This is a genomic window from Streptomyces sp. NBC_00012 (assembly GCF_045040875.1).
Classification (GTDB): Bacteria; Actinomycetota; Actinomycetes; order Streptomycetales; family Streptomycetaceae; genus Streptomyces.
The window spans coordinates 7,270,599-7,287,427 of record NZ_CP108309.1; the positions used below are offsets into that span (position 1 = coordinate 7,270,599).

Consider the following 16,829-nt stretch of genomic DNA (forward strand, 5'->3'; position numbering starts at 1 on the left):
GAAGTGAGAAGCGCACGTCAGGCAGCTGACCCGGTCAGTCCCTGGGCAGGTTGCGGACCACTGGAATGGCGAGCAGCAGGCAGGCGGTGACCATCAGCATCGCCGCGGAGAAGTACAGCACTTGCGCCGCGCCGAGCGAGAGGGCTACCAGTCCGGCGGCGACCTGTCCGATCGGTCGCATGATCACGGATCCGGCGACATCATAGGCGTGCACTCTTCCCAGGATGTCGGAGGGTATTTTCGTCTGCACGCTCGTGTGGAACATGACCAGCCAGAACGCGGAGCCCGCACCGTCCAGGAGATATCCGCCGGCAAGCAACGGCGGGGACAGCTGCATGGCGACCACCAAGATGGCAAGGGTGCCGACGGCCAGACCGACAGCACCGGCCCGCAAGGGATATCGCGGCTTGAGGCGAGCGGCGACCAGACCACCCAGAACGGCGCCTACCCCGAACATCGACATGATGAGACCGAGGGCTTTCTCTCCGTGCTCGATGGTGATGAGACTCGGCCCGAGGGTCAAGAAGGGACCGTTCACGGTCACTTGGAAGAGCATGAAGACCACGATCACGCTCCAGAGCCACGTACGCGCTCGAAACTCCTGCCACCCCTGGACGAGGTCGCGCCGGAGGGACGTCCGTCGCTGCACGCGCGGGGTCCTCAGCCGCACGGCGAGCAGACAGACGGCGCTGACACCGAACGTCGCGGCGTCGATCGCCATGACGACCGGAATGGACGCGAGGACGAGAAGCAGCCCGGCCGCGGCGGGTCCGGCCACTGTCGCCAGCGATTCCGTGACGCGAATCGCCGCGTTGGCCTTCTGGACGTCACGGGCGATCCGCGGAATGACGCTGCCGAAACCGGGCTGAAAGGCCGCCGCGGCGCACCCGCTCAGCGCAAGGATCATGAGGATCAGCCAGAGGGTGGGCCTGCCGACCGCGAATGCCACCGCGAGAGCGCTGTGAATAATCAGCCGAGCTACGTCTGCGGCGACCATCACGCGCACCGGAGTGAACCGGTCGACGATGACACCGCCGAAGATGACGAAGATGGCCAGCGGAGCGGTATAGGCGGCGAGCGCGTAGCCCACTCCGGTGACCCCGTACCCGGCCTGCAGTACCGCCACCGTGATCGTGGTCGGAAGAAGCATCTGGTCGCCGAAGACCGATACGGTCCGGCCCGCGAAGAAGAGCGTGAAATCCCGGGACCAGAGCCGATCGAGTGGCTGATGCGCTTCGATGGGCTGAACCACGCTACTGTGCCGTCCTCGAGAAGTCGTAGTCGACACGCTCCTCGATCTCCAACTCGCGGACGAGACGCTCCACCGTGGAAAAGTCGGTGAACATCATGTCCGTGCCCGGCAGGCCGTGCGTGTCGGCGATGATCTCAACCGCGCCGGGGATCCTGACGAACTGGAGAATCTCAGACCACAGCTCGTAGTCCTGTGCCGCCAGGGCCCGGATCGCGTCCCCGACAGAACCGGTGAAGAGGTCGCGCTGCTCCTTGGTGAGGTGGACGAAGACGTCCTTCATCAGTTCGGCCACGATCGGCCCATGCGCCGCCTCGTCCCTGGCATGAAGGCGCGTCACGAGCGAATGCATCGGATGAATCGTCTTGTCCTGTGCGAGTAACTCCAGGAAGTTGTTGATGTGGAGTTCGCCAACCACCGTCCAAACCAGGAACAGGATGTCCTGCTCCCATTTCTCACTCCGCTGCGCGGTGAGCTCGAACAGACGCCTGTTCGTCACCGGATGGGAGTAGTCCGGCTCCAGGGTCAGGTTGCGAGCCTCCTTCGTACGCTGCATCGCCGTCATGTGCATATAGGTGTGCCACACCTCGTCGATGTGCGACTGCTGGACTGCCTCCTTGGCCTCGTACCGATCGATGCCGGGGAACACTCCGCGCGCGAGCATCTCGAAGGTGGGATTGGCGACGTTCTCCTCAGCCGCGATCACCCGGGCGTTGTAGGCCTGCCACGCCAACGTGTTCACGAGCCGGCGCGACGCCTCCGGAGCATCGAGGAAGCGCGGGTGCTCGGCGAAGGGAATGAGGTGTACCGGATAGTCCAGTACATCCGATGCAACGTTTTCGGATTTCATGAAGGCGGACATGTCCGTGCGGATGCTGGCCCGTCGCGGCCAGGAGACAATGAGGCGCTTTAGAGTGCTCGGGCCCACATGCGGCTCGGATTCAATGTTCTCGATCCCGAGCTCCTGGGAATGGACATCGCTCATGAAAGTGCGCCCTTCTCGGATGTGCGGAAAATTGGCTGCCGCCTGACTCCGGCTCAAGGTCTCCAGAGGGCCGAGCCCGTCGGGTCAGGTATGCCTTGCAAGTCCGCTCATGATTGAAGGAGGTCGGCGAACTGTCAAGGCGTCCAGGCAAACACCGTTCGGCATTCCTGATCGCGATGCGACCGAACGAACCTCCCGCGCGCCAGATTTGCGCAGGTCAAAGTGGGTGTGATCAGCCACGGGCAGGACGGAGTGTCTCCTCGACGCGGAGCATCTACAAATCGGGAGATTCGGTGGATGACGAATCGCTGTGCTTCGCCGTATGCGGGTAGTTACCCTGGTGACTCATCGCGAAGGTGTCTATAAATTTCAAAGGATCTCGAATTGAGCTATATTTCAGAATTGCGCGCATGTGTGGGCACGCGTCCACTTATTCTGCCCGGAGCTGCCGTGATCGTCGTGGATTCCGGCGGCCGAGTCTTGCTGATGGAGCGCGCCGACACCGGAGGATGGGGACTGCCGGGAGGATTTATGGATCCGGGAGAGTCCCTGGAGGAGACCGCGCGGCGAGAGGTTATGGAGGAGGTCGGACTGGAGGTTGACGAGCTGAAACTGATGAACGTCTTCTCCGGGCCAGAACAGTACTACCAGTATCCCAACGGGGATCGGGTCTTCAATTTGACCGCGGTCTACACAGCCACAGCTCGAGACTGGTCGCACCTCAAGCAGGATCCCTCGGAAGTTTCTGAGGCAAGACTTTTCGTCACAAGTGACTTGCCGGCCGACCTGATCGCACCGGAAGTGCCAATTTTGGAACACTACACCAGATTCGCGAGCGTCTCCCGGTGACCTCCACCGCCTCCCGACCCCCCCTGCAGGAGTATCTGACCTTCCTGGAATCTTTGCTCCGGGAAGCAGCCGAAATAGCCCTATCTTTCCCGCGAGGCCTGGCTTTCCGCATCAAGGACGCCGATCCGAACCAGGTCGTGACAGACGCCGACCTGGCCATCGGACAAAAACTCAAAAGCCGGATCCATGAACGGTTCCCGCATGACAGCAAGATCGATGAGGAGTGGGGCACGGTAAGGGGGACCTCTGCCATCACATGGGTGATCGACCCCATCGACGGAACCTCCAATTTCGCTGCGGGAAGCCCTCTGTTCGGTATCATGGTCGGGATTCTTGAGCACGGCAGGCCGGTGGCAGGCGGGGTGAGTCTTCCCGCTCTCTCCGAGACATATGTCGCCGCGGTCGGGCACGGCGCCTACGTGAATGGAAATGAACTCGAACTCAAAGCCGGGGGCGACATGGCAGAACAACTGGTCGCCTACGGCATGGATTTTCATCCGCCGGAGACGGAACTCGACTACCGAACAATGGCGAGCATCGCATCCCGCTGCCGAGGGATCCGCATGAGTAACAGCATATTCGATTGCATGATGGTCGCAAAGGGTGTGTACGCGGCTTCCATGCACCGCCGCAACCGCATCTGGGACTGCGTCGCCCCACACGTCATCATCCAGGAAGCCGGTGGAACGTTCTCCACGATGGAGGGCGACGTTCCGGATTACCGGAACCCCCTGACAAAGGTCACGCAGGTGTACTCGATGCTGGCCTGCGCCCCCGATTTCCACAGGACTGTCATCGATATCACGCGAACGTAATTCCCTGTTGCGGGAAATGCGCATCCCCGGCCGCCCGAACTGGAGTCCCCAAGTTCCAGCACCGCCGCGCAGACCGCCAGTAGAGTCGCATCCCGCTGCGAACCCCTGGCGGCCCAATGGGAAAGATTTGCTTCCGTCTTGGAAGGCGGGATCGAGGCGCAGGCGGAGACCCGTTTCATCCTGCCCGGCTACGAGGCGGTCGCGATCATCCTCGATTCCGCAGAAGAAATCCTTTCCGAGGATTGACTCGTTTCCTCCTGAAGTTCTCCAGAATGGGACTACATGACCTCACGCCTTCCGCGCAGGTTCTCCCTGAGGCCCTTCACACCTTCCGGTTTCGGCATCGTGCGGGCGCTCGACGTGCAGGTGGAGGAACCGGTACAGGGAACGTTCACCCTGCGGTACACGCTGTACGCGGACCTCTCCCGCCTGCGTATCCCCGCCACGCGCAGTCCGCGTCATACAGACGAACTGTGGAAGCACACCTGCTTCGAGATGTTCGTGCGCAAGTGGCCCGACTCCCTGGCCTACTACGAGCTCAACGTCTCGCCGTCCACTGAATGGGCTCTCTATACGTTCGACGACTACCACCAGAACGGGGCGCAGGTGCATCTGTCCACGCCTCCCCGGGTGCACTTCACCAGGGAGCCGGATCGGCTGCATTTGGACGTACGACTGGATATGCATGGCCTACCGCACGCCCGCCGCATGGCCCTTTCTGCCGTAGTCGAGGACGACAACGGCGATCTCAGCCGTTGGGCTCTGAAGCACGTCTCGCCGAAACCCGATTTCCATCATCCGGACAGTTTCATCGCCATGTGACGATCGGTCGCCGCAGCGCGAAGTCGTCGACGGCGAGCACTCTCAGCCCGGGCAGCGGTGGATCGGGCACCCTCATCACACAGTTGAGCGGCGTGGCCCAGCTCAGTGCCTGATGCAGGTGGTGCAGCAGGCGGGAGCCTGCCTTGCCTGTCAGGGCCATGCCCTGCTGGGCGGCCACACGGATGTGCGCCCACATCCCGCACGAGATGTCGGCCCGTCCCGGGCACGCGCGGCGACCACCGCGACGCCGTCGACAGCGACGGCCAACTCGACTATTACGCAGACGAGTTGCTGGAACAGGAGGCCAAGACCTCGTTCGGCATACCCCAGCATCTCGCCGTAAAGGCACCAGGTCACGCTCCCGGCCCAAGCGGTCACCAGCTACGAAAACCTTCTATGTGCCCAGCTCCTTCTGGGTTTGGGCACGCTGGTACAGCGGCACGCCGAGGGCTGGGGCGGTGCTGGACGATCAGGGCGGGCCGTCAGAAAGAAGGCACGGCCTCCGGTGAGACGCCGACCCACAGGGCCTGTCGAATCCTTACAAGGGCACAGGGCCGGGTGGCCGGATGAGCGTCTGTGGTGTCGGCAAGCCACCGCATGGTCACTACGTGCTGAGCGGCGATGCGCGTCGGTGGACGGCCGGTGGACGGACGTCTCTGGACAGTGCAGCACGGAAGGGCGCGGCCCAACCCGGTGCACCTATTCTGATCAGCGGAAACGTCACACGGTGGCACCGCACGGTGGCCAGGAGCGCACTCAGGGGTTTGAGGCATCAGGGATTGCACCATCGGTCACGGGCTGACGGCCGGCTGGGAGATGCCGGGCAGCGGGGCGCGGCAGCATCTCATGGACTTCTCCGGGACGTCGGGCCGGGATCGGGCTGTTCCCGGCCGCTTCGGGGCTGAGGCTACGCGGGGCCGTCGGTACCGCATCGCCGGGTCCGAATCGGCTGCTGGCCGGGACGCGCCGACGATTGCGGCCGAATCAGGTCGGTACCCAGGCAAACATCGTGCAGACACGATCATCGTATCGAGTTAATGTCGGCGGCTTTCCTTGCTGGGGGGAGCGAAGCGGCTACTAGGGTTCCCCTGGATCTGGACGGATTCCCGTTCACATACCCCTTTCGTCAGCTGTTGCCCGATGGCGTCCACATACGCGTGTCACCGCCCTTCCCAAGGAGCGCTCGCCCGATGACTGTTGACTCGAGCCCGGAAGCACGACCGGAACCGCCCCGGCAATCCAGCCTGGGCACGGCGGCTGCCCGCAACCTCGCCACCACGACCAAATCGGCCCCGCAGATGCAGGAGATCACCTCCCGCTGGCTGCTGCGGATGCTCCCCTGGGTGGAGGCCCGGGGCGGGGCCTACCGGGTGAACCGTCGCCTGTCCTACACCGTCGGCGACGGGAGTGTGGAGTTCGTGCAGGACGGCGCCCACGTCAGGGTGATCCCCCGTGAGCTCGGTGAACTGGCCCTGCTGCGCGGCTTCGACGACGTGGAGGTGCTGACCGCACTCGCCGGCCGCTGCATCCAGCACGACTTCCGGGCGGGCGAGACGCTGGTCGAGCGCGGGACGCCCGCGGACAAGCTCCACCTGATCGCCCACGGCCGCGTCAACCAGACCTCCGTCGGCAATTACGGTGACGAGGTCGCTCTGGACGTACTCGCCGACGGCGACCGGTTCGGGGAGGACACCCTCCTGGACGAGGACGCCCGGTGGGAGCGCACGGTCACCGCCGAGACCTCGGGCACGCTGCTCACGTTGTCACGCGCCGACTTCGCGGCAGTGCTGTCCACGGCGCCGGGCCTCCGGGCCCATGTCGAAGAGTTCTCGTCGCTCTCCCACCGGCGGCAGAACCATCGCGGCGAGGCGGAGATCGCGATGTCGGCCGGCCACGTCGGAGAGCACGAGCTGCCCGGCGCGTTCGTCGACTACGAACTGCATCCGCGCGAGTACGAACTCTCGGTCGCCCAGACCGTTCTGCGGGTCCATACGAGGGTCGCCGACCTCTACAACGAGCCGATGAACCAGACCAAGGAGCAACTCAGGCTCACGATCGAGGCGTTGCGTGAGCGCCAGGAGCACGAGCTGATCAACAACCGGGAGTTCGGCCTGCTCCACAACGCCGACTTCAAGCAGCGCATCCAGACGCACTCCGGCCCGCCGACCCCGGACGACATGGACGAACTGCTCTGCCGACGCCGCGGTTCCAAGTTCTTCCTCGCGCACCCCCGGACGATCGCGGCGATCGGGCGTGAGTTCAACGCGCGCGGGATCTATCCCGACCACACCGATCTCGGGGGCCAGCAGGTCCCGGCCTGGCGCGGGGTCCCGATCCTCCCCTGCAACAAGATCCCCGTCACGCCGGAGAAGACCAGCTCGATCCTCGTCATGCGTACCGGCGAGGACAACCAGGGCGTCGTCGGACTGCACCAGACAGGACTGCCGGACGAGTACGAACCGGGTCTGTCGGTCCGCTTCATGGGCATCGACGAGAAGGCGATCATCTCCTACCTCGTCAGCACCTACTACTCCGCAGCGATCCTCGTGCCGGATGCGGTCGGCGTGCTGGAGAACGTGCAGATCGCGCGCTGGCCCAAGTAACGGCCCCGGCCCGGAAGGCATGTGTGCGACACCCCGGATCCTCCGGAGAGGTCGGGCGTGCCCGAGGGCTTCGGGACAGCCGCCCACCCACCGAGGAGCCATGGATGCCCGTGCCTGAGCTGCCACCGCCGCAGTCGAGCCTGCCCGAGGCCGCTTCCCGCTTCGGGGCGCACGTACTGGCTGCCGCCGCGGCCCGCGCCTGCGATATCGAGGCCGCCGTCGGCGGCCTGCCCGCCGCGCCTTCCCTGCCCGCCGCACCTGCGCTTTCCGCGCCCTCCGCGCCTCCCCTCGGCACCCCGGCAGCCGGGGCGCCGGCACCGGCCGCCGACCTGGACCGGATCCTGCGCGGCCCCAGCGGTCTGGGCACGGCGGGCCTGCGCATGGTCCCGCGGGAGGAGCTGCCGACGCCTTCGGCCCCGGCGGCAGGAACGACGGAAGGCGTGCCGGTCCCGGGCCTCTACTACCACCCGGTGCCCGAGCCCGACCCGGTGCGGGTCGAGGAGGTCAGCCGAAGGATCAAGTCCTGGGCGTTGGACGAGGTCGCCCTGTATCCCGAGGACTGGGAGGAGCAGTTCGACGGCTTCTCCGTGGGTCGCTACATGGTCGGCTGCCATCCGGACGCCCCCACCGTCGACCACCTGATGCTCGCCACGCGCCTGATGGTGGCCGAGAACGCGGTGGACGACTGCTACTGCGAGGATCACGGGGGCTCGCCCGTCGGCCTCGGTGAGCGCCTTCTGCTGGCGCACACCGCCCTCGACCCCCTGTACACGACGGAGGAGTACCAGCCGCAGTGGGCGAAGTCGCTCCACGCGGACGCGCCGCGGCGCGCCTACCGCTCCGCCATGGAGTACTTCGTCCGCGCGGCCAGCCCTTCCCAGGCGGACCGGCTCCGGCACGACATGGCCCGGTTGCACATGGGGTACCTCGCCGAAGCGGCCTGGGCCCAGCTGGACCATGTCCCGGAGGTGTGGGAGTACCTGGCGATGCGCCAGTTCAACAACTTCCGGCCCTGCCCCACCATCACCGACACCGTCGGCGGCTACGAACTGCCGGCGGACCTGCACGCCCAGGCCGCCATGCAGAAGGTCATCGCTCTCGCGGGAAACGCGACGACCATCGTGAACGACCTGTACTCGTACACCAAGGAACTCGACGCTCCAGGGCAGCACCTGAACCTGCCCGTCGTGATCGCCGAGCGTGAGGGTCTCTCCGACCGGGAGGCATATCTGAAGTCGATCGAGGTCCACAACGACCTCATGCACGACTTCGAGACCGAGGCCTCGGCCCTGGCCGCCGCCTGCCCCGCCCCGAACGTGCAGCGCTTCCTGCGGGGCGTGGCCGCATGGGTCGACGGCAACCACCACTGGCACCAGTCCAATACCTATCGCTACAGCCTGCCCGATTTCTGGTAAGAGAATGGATTCACCTGTGCCCAACACCGAGCTCACCGCCACCGCCACCTCCCCGCGCATCCCTCACCCGGCGACGCCCTACCAGGGGGACATCGCCCGCTACTGGGACGGGGAGGCCAGGCCCGTGAACCTGCGTCTCGGCGCTGTCGACGGCCTCTACCACCACCACTACGGCATCGGTGAGGTCGACCACACCGCACTCGGCGCCCCCGAGGACAGTGAGCGGGAGAAGAAGCTGATCTCCGAGCTCCACCGACTGGAGTCGGCGCAGGCCGAGTTCCTCCTGGGGCAGCTCGGCGACATCGGGCGTGACGACACCCTGGTGGACGCGGGCTGCGGTCGCGGCGGCACGATGGTGATGGCGCACCAGCGCTTCGGATGCAAGGTCGAAGGTGTCACACTGTCGGCCAAGCAGGCCGACTTCGCCAACGGACGTGCCCGTGAACTTGGCTTCGAGGACCACGTCCGCGCCCGCGTCTGCAACATGCTCGCCACGCCCTTCGAGACCGGGTCGGCCGCGGCTTCGTGGAACAACGAGTCGAGCATGTACGTCGACCTGCACGACCTCTTCGCCGAACACTCCCGCGTCCTCACGGTCGGCGGTCGCTACGTGACGGTCACCGGCTGCTGGAACCCGCGGTACGGTCAGCCCTCGAAGTGGGTCTCGCAGATCAACGCACACTTCGAGTGCAACATCCACTCGCGCCGGGAGTACCTGCGTGCCATGGCCGACAATCGCCTCGTGCCGCAGGCCGTCATCGACCTCACCCCCGACACCTTGCCCTACTGGGAGCTGCGGGCCACGTCTTCGCTGGTCACGGGAATCGAGGACGCGTTCATCAACTCCTACAAGGACGGGTCCTTCCAGTACCTCCTCATCGCAGCCGACCGCGTCTGACCGCTTGCCGGCCGAACTCAGGGGCCCGGTGTCCTGACACCGTGGGGCCATGAGGGTTCCCCTCCGCAGGAGTTCGGCCTGCGGAGGGGAACCCTCGGCGGGATTGCCCAGCTTCCGTGAACAAGGTCCGGAGGCGGGGAATGCCCGCCGAGTGGTGATCGCTGTCTGCGGCGGACGGCCCGGCGACCCCGGCATCCGTATCAGGCGAGGGCCGTTCTCAGCGCGGACCAGGCGATCTTCGGGTCGGAGAGGCCGTGGTACATCGCCGGGATCTTCTTGTCGACGCCGAAGTGGTGGTGGACCGCGAGCATGGCCGCGCGGACCGAGTACTCGACCGTGAAGACGACGTCCTCGGGGATCTCGACGAACTGGCCCAGGAACGCGAAGTTCTCCGCGCCGTCGGGGACGACCAGAGGCCGGTCGGCGACAGTGCGACGCTGGAACTGAGCGTCGATGTAGGGCATCTGGACCGTGGTCACCTTGGTGGTGGCCCGGACCTCGTCCGCGATGTCGTCGAAACCGAGGTGGCCGAGGAGTTCATCGAGGATCTCGGTGCCTGTGCAGTCGTCCATCTTCTTCGGCACATGGTCGCCGGGGACGTCGCCGAACAAGGAATATCCCCACAGCGTGTACGTGTCCTCCGGCTGGTCCCGGAAGTGCGGCCTGGGCCGGCACGACGACCGAAAGGAGCCAGCTGGAGTCCTTCCAGGTCATCAGGGCGCCTTCGCCGGGGACGTTGCCGGTGTACTCCTGGATGCGGTCCAGGAGAGTGCTGCCGGTCATGGTGAGGGTGAAGGACTCCCACTTGGTCTCGTCGATATTGCCGCAGAAAGCGGTCGGGCGGCCGAAGTCCGGGGCCTTCTTGGCGATCGACTCCCACAGCCGCCAGGAACCGTCCCGCTTGTCGCGGATCAGCTCGGGAACGGTGGTGCGGTCGCCGTACGTGGTGTCGGCCGTCATCGACCCGATCGTCAGGAACGCGTAGTCGTCCTTGCCCAGCTCGGATCGCACCCGCCTCGGCGCCGTCGCGCTCCAGGTGGAGCCGGGAGGCCCTGCGGGCCGCGGCATCGGAGAAGTCGACGTCGGCGACGGTCACCCCGAACTCGGTCCGCACGCCCCGGGCGGTGAGCCACTCCTGGATCGGACGGATGACGGAGTCGTACTGGTTGTACTTGCTGCGCCGCACCCCGGACAGCGTGTGGATGCGGTCGAATTCCTGGACGAAGGCGAGGAAGTAACGCTTCAGCTCGATCGCCGAGTGCCAGGTCTGGAACGCGAACGTCGTGCGCCACATGCACCAGAAGTTCGTGGCGAAGAAGTGCGGCTGGAAGAAGTCGTCGATACGACGCGCACCGATCACCCGCTCGGGCAGCGCGAGGAGCCGGGTCATGTCGACGCGATCCCGGGTGTCCAGACCGAGTTGGGAAGCGTCGGCGATGGTGCGGTCGCCATTGATGATCCGGGCCTTGGCGTTCGTGGGGTGCTCGATGTTGAAGGCGAGCATCTCCTGCCGTACCGAGATCGCCGGATCGCCCAGGGTCGGGATGGTCTCCAGGAGGTTCCAGAGGCACACGTAGTGCTCTTCCTCGAACATCCGGCCGCCACGGGTGACGTATCCGCCCTCGGAGGTCGGGGCGGGGGCTCCGTCCATCGATCCGCCGAGGATCGGCAGCTGCTCAAGAATGTGCACGTTCTCGCCGGGCACTGCGGCGTCCCGTACGAGGAAGGCGGCTGCGGCGAGCGAGGCCACGCCGCCTCCGACGAGGTAGACCCGGAGCGCGGCGCCGCGGCCGTACCCGGTGGCCCGGGCCGGTCACGGCGCCGCCCCGGCCCCGTCGGCATGACGCATGCACCGACGGGGCCGGGGCGGTTCCCCGGGGGTCAGCGGACCCGGAGTGCCTCGCGGAGCGTGGTGAACAGGTCGGTCTGGTCGGTGACGCCCAGGACCCGGTAGGCCTGCGGGCCCTGCGCCGCGATCCGGACCTCGGTACCGGTGTGCTCCTGCGACTGGCCGGGCGTGTTGGTGGAGTAGTTGACCTTGATCTGCTGGCCCTCGTCGGTGATCAGCGTGGAGGTCAGACCGGGCGGCTGGGCCTCCAGGGGCACGATCTGGCTGCTGTGGCCGTGGTCGGCGGTGGTGACGACCAGGGTGTCGGGGTGCTTGGCGGCGTACGCGCGCGCCGTCTTCACCGCGCGGTCGAACGCGGCGGTCTCGCCGATCTGGCCGCACGGGTCGGCCGCGTGGTCCTGCTTGTCGATCGACGCGCCCTCGACCTGGAGGAAGAAGCCCTTCTTGCCGTGGTCGCGCTTCTGCTTCGCCTCCAGGAGCTGGATGGCCTTGGTGGTCTGGTCGGCGAGGTTCGGGGTGCCGGCGGGACGGTTCGGGTTGGAGGTGACACAGCGCTGCGGGTCGGTCCCGCCGACCGCGGCGGCCTTGCCGGTCCACTCGGTGGGAACGTTGCCGGGCGCGAAGAGCCCGAGCACCGGCTTGCCGCCCTTGACCGCCTTCAGGGAAGCGTTGTCGGTGACGACCTGGTAGCCCAGCTTCCGGGCCTGCTCGGTGACGGTCAGGCCCTTGTACCGGCCCTCGGTCACCTTCTGGTCGAAGCGCTGCTTGCCGCCGCCGAGGAGGACGTCGACCTTGTGGTTCACGCTCTGCTCGGCGATGGAACCGGGGCCGCCCTCGGCGATGGTGTCGGTGGGGCACTTCGCCATGTCGGCGGGGCCCTGGCATGAGCGGTCGGTGGCGTGCGAGGCGAGGACGGCCGGGGTGGCGTCGGTCAGTTCGGCGGTGGTCACCGAGCCGGTCGCGTACCCGCCCTTCTGCGCCAGTTCCAGAATGGTCGGCACGGCCTTGTCGGTGCCCGGCGTCTTGGAGATCCGGCCGTTGACGGTCTTCACGCCGGTCGCCCAGCCGGTGCCGCTGGCCGCGGAGTCGGTGACGTAGTCCGGAGTACCGTCCGCGTGCACGGCGTAGGTCGTGTACGCGCCGGTCAGCGGAAACCTGTCCATGTCGAGGCGGCCGGCCGCGCCCACCGTGTAGTCGCGGGCGAGGGTGATCTCCGAGTCGCCCATGCCGTCACCGATGAGCAGGATGACGTTCTTCGCCTTGCCGCCCTTGACGGCGTCCTTCGCGTGTTCCTTCGTGCCGGACGCACCGGCCGTCGCCGTGAGGGCGACCGCGGCGGTGGCGGTGGCGGCGAGGACCGCACCGGTGGCTATCAGGTGGCTGCGGGACAGGCGCTGACTGGGCATGGAATCTCCTTGATCCGGACGGCGGGGAGCACCGACGGGGATCACCTCATCAGCGGCGGGTGAACCACCGGTGACGTGGAAGCCGCTTCGGTCCTGCCGGGACATGGCATCAGGAGCGTGTGTCCGCTCGCCGTACGCCGACGGGCCCCGGCGGAAGGGAATCCGCCGGGGCCCGCTGCCCGGATACGTGCGGCCGGTGGCCGGGGTCCGGTGTCAGTCGGTGCCGGACTCCATCGCGGCGCGGTCCAGCATCGTCTCCTCGTCCGTGGCCTCGCCCCGGGAGGCGATCGCCTGGGCGCCGCCCTGGTCCATGGCGCCGATCAGACCGGTCGAGGCGGCCTGTGCGGCGCCGATCGGCGTCGGGTGGCCGCCGCCGACCAGGCCCAGGCCCGCGTACTGCTCCAGCCGGGCACGGGAGTCGGCGATGTCCAGGTTCCGCATGGTGAGCTGGCCGATCCGGTCCACGGGGCCGAACGCCGAGTCCTCGGTCCGCTCCATGGAGAGCTTGTCAGGGTGGTAGCTGAACGCCGGGCCCGTGGTGTCGAGGATCGAGTAGTCCTCGCCGCGCCGCAGCCGCAGCGTCACCTCGCCGGTGACGGCCGCGCCGACCCAGCGCTGGAGCGACTCGCGGATCATCAGCGCCTGCGGGTCCAGCCAGCGGCCCTCGTACATCAGCCGGCCGAGTCGCCGGCCCTCGTTGTGATAGGCGGCCAGGGTGTCCTCGTTGTGGATCGCGTTGACCAGGCGCTCGTAGGCGATGTGCAGCAGCGCCATGCCGGGGGCCTCGTAGATGCCGCGGCTCTTGGCCTCGATGATCCGGTTCTCGATCTGGTCGGACATGCCGAGACCGTGGCGGCCGCCGATCGCGTTGGCCTCCATGACCAGGTCGACCGGGGAGGCGAATTCCTTGCCGTTGACGGTGACCGGGCGGCCCTGGTCGAATCCGACGGTGACGTCCTCGGTGGCGATCTCGACCGACGGGTCCCAGAACCGCACGCCCATGATCGGGTCGACCGTCTCGACGCCGGTGTCGAGGTGCTCCAGGGTCTTGGCCTCGTGCGTGGCGCCCCAGATGTTGGCGTCCGTGGAGTACGCCTTCTCCGTCGAGTCCCGGTACGGCAGCCCGTGTGCGAGCAGCCACTCGGACATCTCCTTGCGGCCGCCCAGCTCCGTGACGAAGTCCGCGTCGAGCCAGGGCTTGTAGATCCGCAGGTGGGGGTTGGCGAGCAGGCCGTAGCGGTAGAACCGCTCGATGTCGTTGCCCTTGAACGTGGAGCCGTCGCCCCAGATCTGCACCCCGTCCTCGAGCATGGCCCGTACCAGCAGCGTGCCGGTCACGGCGCGCCCCAGCGGCGTGGTGTTGAAGTACGGACGGCCGCCCGACCTGATGTGGAACGCGCCGCAGGACAGCGCCGCAAGCCCTTCCTCGACCAGGGCGGCACGGCAGTCGACGAGCCGGGTGATCTCGGCGCCGTACGCGGAGGCGCGGCCGGGCACGGACGCGATGTCGGGCTCGTCGTACTGGCCGATGTCGGCGGTGTACGTGCAGGGGACGGCGCCCTTGTCGCGCATCCAGGCGACGGCTACGGAGGTGTCGAGCCCGCCGGAGAAGGCGATGCCGACGCGCTCGCCGGTGGGGAGTGAGGTGAGGACTTTGGACATGGCAAGATTATGCACCGCTTCGCATGATCATGCAACATCCGGCGTCGTGGATCACGGCGGGCCGGCCCCGGCCGGGGCCGGCCCGCCGTGATCCACCGCCCGAAGCGACACGCCGCCCGGAGCGGCGGATCGTCAGGAGCGGCAGGTGACCTTTATCTGGGCGGCGGCGTGGTGCGCCTTCTCCCACCCCTTGGACCAGTCGTCGCCACGGTCGAGCAGCTTCACCCCGATCGTGGAGCCCTTCAGGGCGAAGGTGCCCGCGTCGACCCACTGGCCGCGGTGGGCGACCTGGTTGATCGTGAAGCTGCTGTACATGGTCGAGCGGTCGTTGGCGTTCACCAGCACGTGGTACTTCGTGGGGTGCCCGCCCACGTACAGCGAGGTGTTGCTGTTCGGGATGTATACCGAGATCTGGCAGGTGCGAGCCTGGGTGCCGGGCTTCCACCACCACTTGACGCGGCTCTTCGCGTCGACGCCGGTGTCCCCGGACATGGGGACGGCGACGTAGCGGCCGTTGCAGCCGTTGCCCGACCAGCCGCCGGACGACCGGGTGTACCAGCCGGCGCTGCCGTCGGAGAAGTAGCCGTCCTGCTGGTAACCGCCACCGGCCGGAGTGGCGCAGCCGGGACCGGCGACGCCGGTGTAGACCACGGTCGACTGGGGGGCGGACTTCTCCGTGGTGGCGCCCGAACCGCCCGCCGCGCCGCCCGTGCCGGTCTTGTTCGTCGTGGTCTTCCCGGCCGTGGTCTTCGTGCCGTCACCGGACTTCCGCGCGGAGTTGTCGCCGTGCGCGGTGCTCCCGCCCGTGGAGCCGCCGCCCTCGTTGAGCGGGGTGGAGCCGTGCGCGCCGTCGGCGAAAGGGCCGCCGCCCTTGGTGTTCTCGCTGTCCTTGCCGCCCGGAACCTGCTTGCCGTCGACCTTGCGGGGGGAGGGCGCCGCGGACGCGAATGCGCCGGGTATGTCCCCCTTGCCGGAACCCAGCATGGTGCCGGGGGCCTCGCCGCCGCCTGCCGAGCGCTTGCCGTCGTTGCCACCTCCGACATGTACCAGGAAGGGGACCGTCACCAGCAGGACACCGGCGATGGCGGCGCCCGCGAGGAGCGCCTTGTTCGGACGCCCCGTCTTCTCGGGAGCGTCGGCCGTGGTGGTGGCGGTCATGGTCGCGGTGGCCTCCGCCTCCGCTTCTGCCTCGGCGGTCGCGGCCCCGCCCTCGGCGGTGGCAGTGGTGGTCGCGCCCCCGGTGGCGGTGGTGGCGCCCCCGCTCTCCGTCTCTTCTTCCTGCGCATTCTTCCGCCCGGGTTGTGCCGCCGCCCCGGAGCTTCGTGTCGCCGCTCCCGCGGGTACGGGCGCGGCGCCCTTCTCCTCCGTGGAAGACACCTCGCCGGACGCCTCGCCGGATGCCTCGGCGGGCTTCTTCGGCGCCGCTCCGGCCGTCTCTTCCGGAGCGGCGAACGGCTCCGCCGCCCCCGCCGTGCCACTGCCCTCGCCGGACGCCGCGCGAGCGGTCCGTACCGAGGTCTCGCCCGTGGCGGCCTCCGAGGTGGCGTGGGGCTCCGGCTCGGAGGCGGCCGCGGTTTCTTCGTTCCTGGACGTGGTCATGGGGTCCTCTGGGTGACGGGACTGGTGGGGAGCTGGTGGGGCGAATCGGTGGAAGCGGTGGCAGGTGTGGGGACGGTGGGCCGGACGGCGTCGAGTACCTGACGCGCGTCCAGCAGGATGCGTGCCGGGCCTGCCGGGTTGACCGAGAGGCGTACCTGGTCCGTTGCGAGGCCGCGCACCAGATCGGCGACGGCGACCGTGTCGTGCGCCAGGGCGCCCTCGAACGGCTGGTGGGGCACGGCGGTGAAGAGCGGGATCGCGGGTGAACCGTCGGCACCGGCGACTGTCAACGGGCCTCCGTCCGGTGCCCGAAGCACCGCCGCCTCCGCGCCTGCCAGCGCCTCGACGGCATCGCTCAGCGGGCCGTACCCGGTGACGGCCAGCTGCACGGCGGCATCGACCGGATCGGTCGGCTCGGGCCAGCCCAGGGCGATCGGGGACGGCCGGTAGTCGTCGTTGGACTGCCACTCCACGACCTCGCCGTCGAGCCCGGACCGCCACTCCCCGGCCACTGCCCAGGGCGGCGGGGCGGCATCGTCCGTCCAGGCGGGGTCGACGACGCCGATCCAGTGGTCCGGCGCCTCCCGCGCGGCTTCGCGGATGTGGTCGGGCACGGGCGGAAGTTCCTTACCGGCCGGCCCGTCGGTGTGCTGCATCTGTGTGCCTCGGTTCGTGTC

At 67.7% G+C, this 16,829-nt stretch carries 15 protein-coding genes and 1 pseudogene; 6 read left to right on the plus strand and 10 right to left on the minus strand.

What is annotated here, in order from left to right:
- Positions 1–34 precede the first annotated feature (34 nt).
- Positions 35–1,288, minus strand: a complete 1,254-nt coding sequence (locus OHA19_RS33230) for an MFS transporter (RefSeq protein WP_405752564.1) — start codon at positions 1,286–1,288, stop codon at positions 35–37.
- Entirely contained in the window at positions 1,254–2,234 is a 981-nt protein-coding gene (locus OHA19_RS33235; protein ID WP_405752567.1) for a diiron oxygenase, read from the minus strand. Before OHA19_RS33235 ends, OHA19_RS33230 begins: the two co-directional genes overlap by 35 nt.
- Before the next feature lie 450 nt (positions 2,235–2,684).
- On the opposite strand from OHA19_RS33235, the gene OHA19_RS33240 reads away from it, so the two are divergent.
- The 3 genes from OHA19_RS33240 (at position 2,685) to OHA19_RS33250 (ending at position 4,720) form a co-directional block, all read left to right on the plus strand.
- A complete protein-coding gene (locus tag OHA19_RS33240) occupies positions 2,685–3,083 on the plus strand; it encodes an NUDIX hydrolase (RefSeq protein WP_405710592.1) in 399 nt (132 codons plus the stop codon).
- Positions 3,080–3,898 carry an inositol monophosphatase family protein gene (locus OHA19_RS33245; RefSeq protein WP_405752569.1) on the plus strand — a complete coding sequence of 273 codons (819 nt, stop codon included), beginning with the start codon at positions 3,080–3,082 and terminating at the stop codon, positions 3,896–3,898. Before OHA19_RS33240 ends, OHA19_RS33245 begins: the two co-directional genes overlap by 4 nt.
- Before the next feature lie 282 nt (positions 3,899–4,180).
- A complete protein-coding gene (locus OHA19_RS33250; RefSeq protein WP_405752572.1) occupies positions 4,181–4,720 on the plus strand; it encodes a DOMON-like domain-containing protein in 540 nt (179 codons plus the stop codon).
- On the opposite strand, the gene OHA19_RS33255 is transcribed toward OHA19_RS33250, so the two are convergent.
- Complete coding sequence (locus OHA19_RS33255; protein ID WP_405710586.1) at positions 4,707–4,916, minus strand: hypothetical protein; 210 nt, start codon at positions 4,914–4,916, stop codon at positions 4,707–4,709. The genes OHA19_RS33250 and OHA19_RS33255 overlap by 14 nt on opposite strands.
- A 994-nt stretch (positions 4,917–5,910) precedes the next feature.
- On the opposite strand from OHA19_RS33255, the gene OHA19_RS33260 reads away from it, so the two are divergent.
- From OHA19_RS33260 to OHA19_RS33270, 3 genes are all read left to right on the plus strand, one after another.
- Complete coding sequence (locus tag OHA19_RS33260) at positions 5,911–7,323, plus strand: family 2B encapsulin nanocompartment shell protein (protein ID WP_405710584.1); 1,413 nt, start codon at positions 5,911–5,913, stop codon at positions 7,321–7,323.
- Between the two features lie 104 nt (positions 7,324–7,427).
- Entirely contained in the window at positions 7,428–8,738 is a 1,311-nt protein-coding gene (locus tag OHA19_RS33265; RefSeq protein ID WP_405710582.1) for a family 2 encapsulin nanocompartment cargo protein terpene cyclase, read from the plus strand.
- A gap of 16 nt (positions 8,739–8,754) precedes the next feature.
- Positions 8,755–9,636 (plus strand): geranyl diphosphate 2-C-methyltransferase, encoded by an 882-nt coding sequence (locus OHA19_RS33270; protein ID WP_405710580.1) that lies wholly within the window; start codon positions 8,755–8,757, stop codon positions 9,634–9,636.
- Between the two features lie 200 nt (positions 9,637–9,836).
- Here the strand turns inward: OHA19_RS33270 and OHA19_RS33275 are convergent, their stop codons facing one another.
- The 7 genes and pseudogenes from OHA19_RS33275 to OHA19_RS33305 all read right to left on the minus strand — a co-directional run bounded on the left by OHA19_RS33275 (position 9,837) and on the right by OHA19_RS33305 (position 16,766).
- Complete coding sequence (locus tag OHA19_RS33275) at positions 9,837–10,247, minus strand: oleate hydratase (protein ID WP_405752575.1); 411 nt, start codon at positions 10,245–10,247, stop codon at positions 9,837–9,839.
- Positions 10,174–10,704, minus strand: coding sequence for an oleate hydratase (locus tag OHA19_RS33280; protein WP_405710578.1), 531 nt, complete (start codon positions 10,702–10,704; stop codon positions 10,174–10,176). The genes OHA19_RS33275 and OHA19_RS33280 overlap by 74 nt, the downstream gene beginning before the upstream one ends.
- Positions 10,700–11,386, minus strand: a pseudogene (locus tag OHA19_RS33285) (oleate hydratase); the annotation flags it as partial. The pseudogene OHA19_RS33285 and the gene OHA19_RS33280, both read right to left, overlap by 5 nt.
- Positions 11,387–11,517: 131 nt before the next feature.
- Positions 11,518–12,891 (minus strand): alkaline phosphatase, encoded by a 1,374-nt coding sequence (locus OHA19_RS33290; RefSeq protein ID WP_405710576.1) that lies wholly within the window; start codon positions 12,889–12,891, stop codon positions 11,518–11,520.
- A gap of 213 nt (positions 12,892–13,104) precedes the next feature.
- Positions 13,105–14,553, minus strand: coding sequence for an argininosuccinate synthase (gene argG / locus OHA19_RS33295; RefSeq protein WP_365476827.1), 1,449 nt, complete (start codon positions 14,551–14,553; stop codon positions 13,105–13,107).
- A 132-nt stretch (positions 14,554–14,685) separates the two neighbouring features.
- A complete protein-coding gene (locus OHA19_RS33300) occupies positions 14,686–16,152 on the minus strand; it encodes a hypothetical protein (protein WP_405752577.1) in 1,467 nt (488 codons plus the stop codon).
- On the minus strand, positions 16,149–16,766 hold the full coding sequence (locus OHA19_RS33305; protein ID WP_405710572.1) for a type VII secretion system-associated protein: 618 nt from the start codon (positions 16,764–16,766) through the stop codon (positions 16,149–16,151). Before OHA19_RS33305 ends, OHA19_RS33300 begins: the two co-directional genes overlap by 4 nt.
- Between the last annotated feature and the right edge of the window lie 63 nt (positions 16,767–16,829).

Coding starts and splice junctions, on each gene's coding strand:
- OHA19_RS33235 (WP_405752567.1), bottom strand. CDS start 2,234: ATGAGCGATGTCCATTCCCAGGAGCTCGGGATCGAGAACATTGAATCC.
- OHA19_RS33250 (WP_405752572.1), top strand. CDS start 4,181: ATGACCTCACGCCTTCCGCGCAGGTTCTCCCTGAGGCCCTTCACACCT.
- OHA19_RS33255 (WP_405710586.1), bottom strand. CDS start 4,916: ATGTGGGCGCACATCCGTGTGGCCGCCCAGCAGGGCATGGCCCTGACA.
- OHA19_RS33260 (WP_405710584.1), top strand. CDS start 5,911: ATGACTGTTGACTCGAGCCCGGAAGCACGACCGGAACCGCCCCGGCAA.
- OHA19_RS33265 (WP_405710582.1), top strand. CDS start 7,428: ATGCCCGTGCCTGAGCTGCCACCGCCGCAGTCGAGCCTGCCCGAGGCC.
- OHA19_RS33280 (WP_405710578.1), bottom strand. CDS start 10,704: ATGCCGCGGCCCGCAGGGCCTCCCGGCTCCACCTGGAGCGCGACGGCG.
- OHA19_RS33290 (WP_405710576.1), bottom strand. CDS start 12,891: ATGCCCAGTCAGCGCCTGTCCCGCAGCCACCTGATAGCCACCGGTGCG.
- argG (WP_365476827.1), bottom strand. CDS start 14,553: ATGTCCAAAGTCCTCACCTCACTCCCCACCGGCGAGCGCGTCGGCATC.
- OHA19_RS33300 (WP_405752577.1), bottom strand. CDS start 16,152: ATGACCACGTCCAGGAACGAAGAAACCGCGGCCGCCTCCGAGCCGGAG.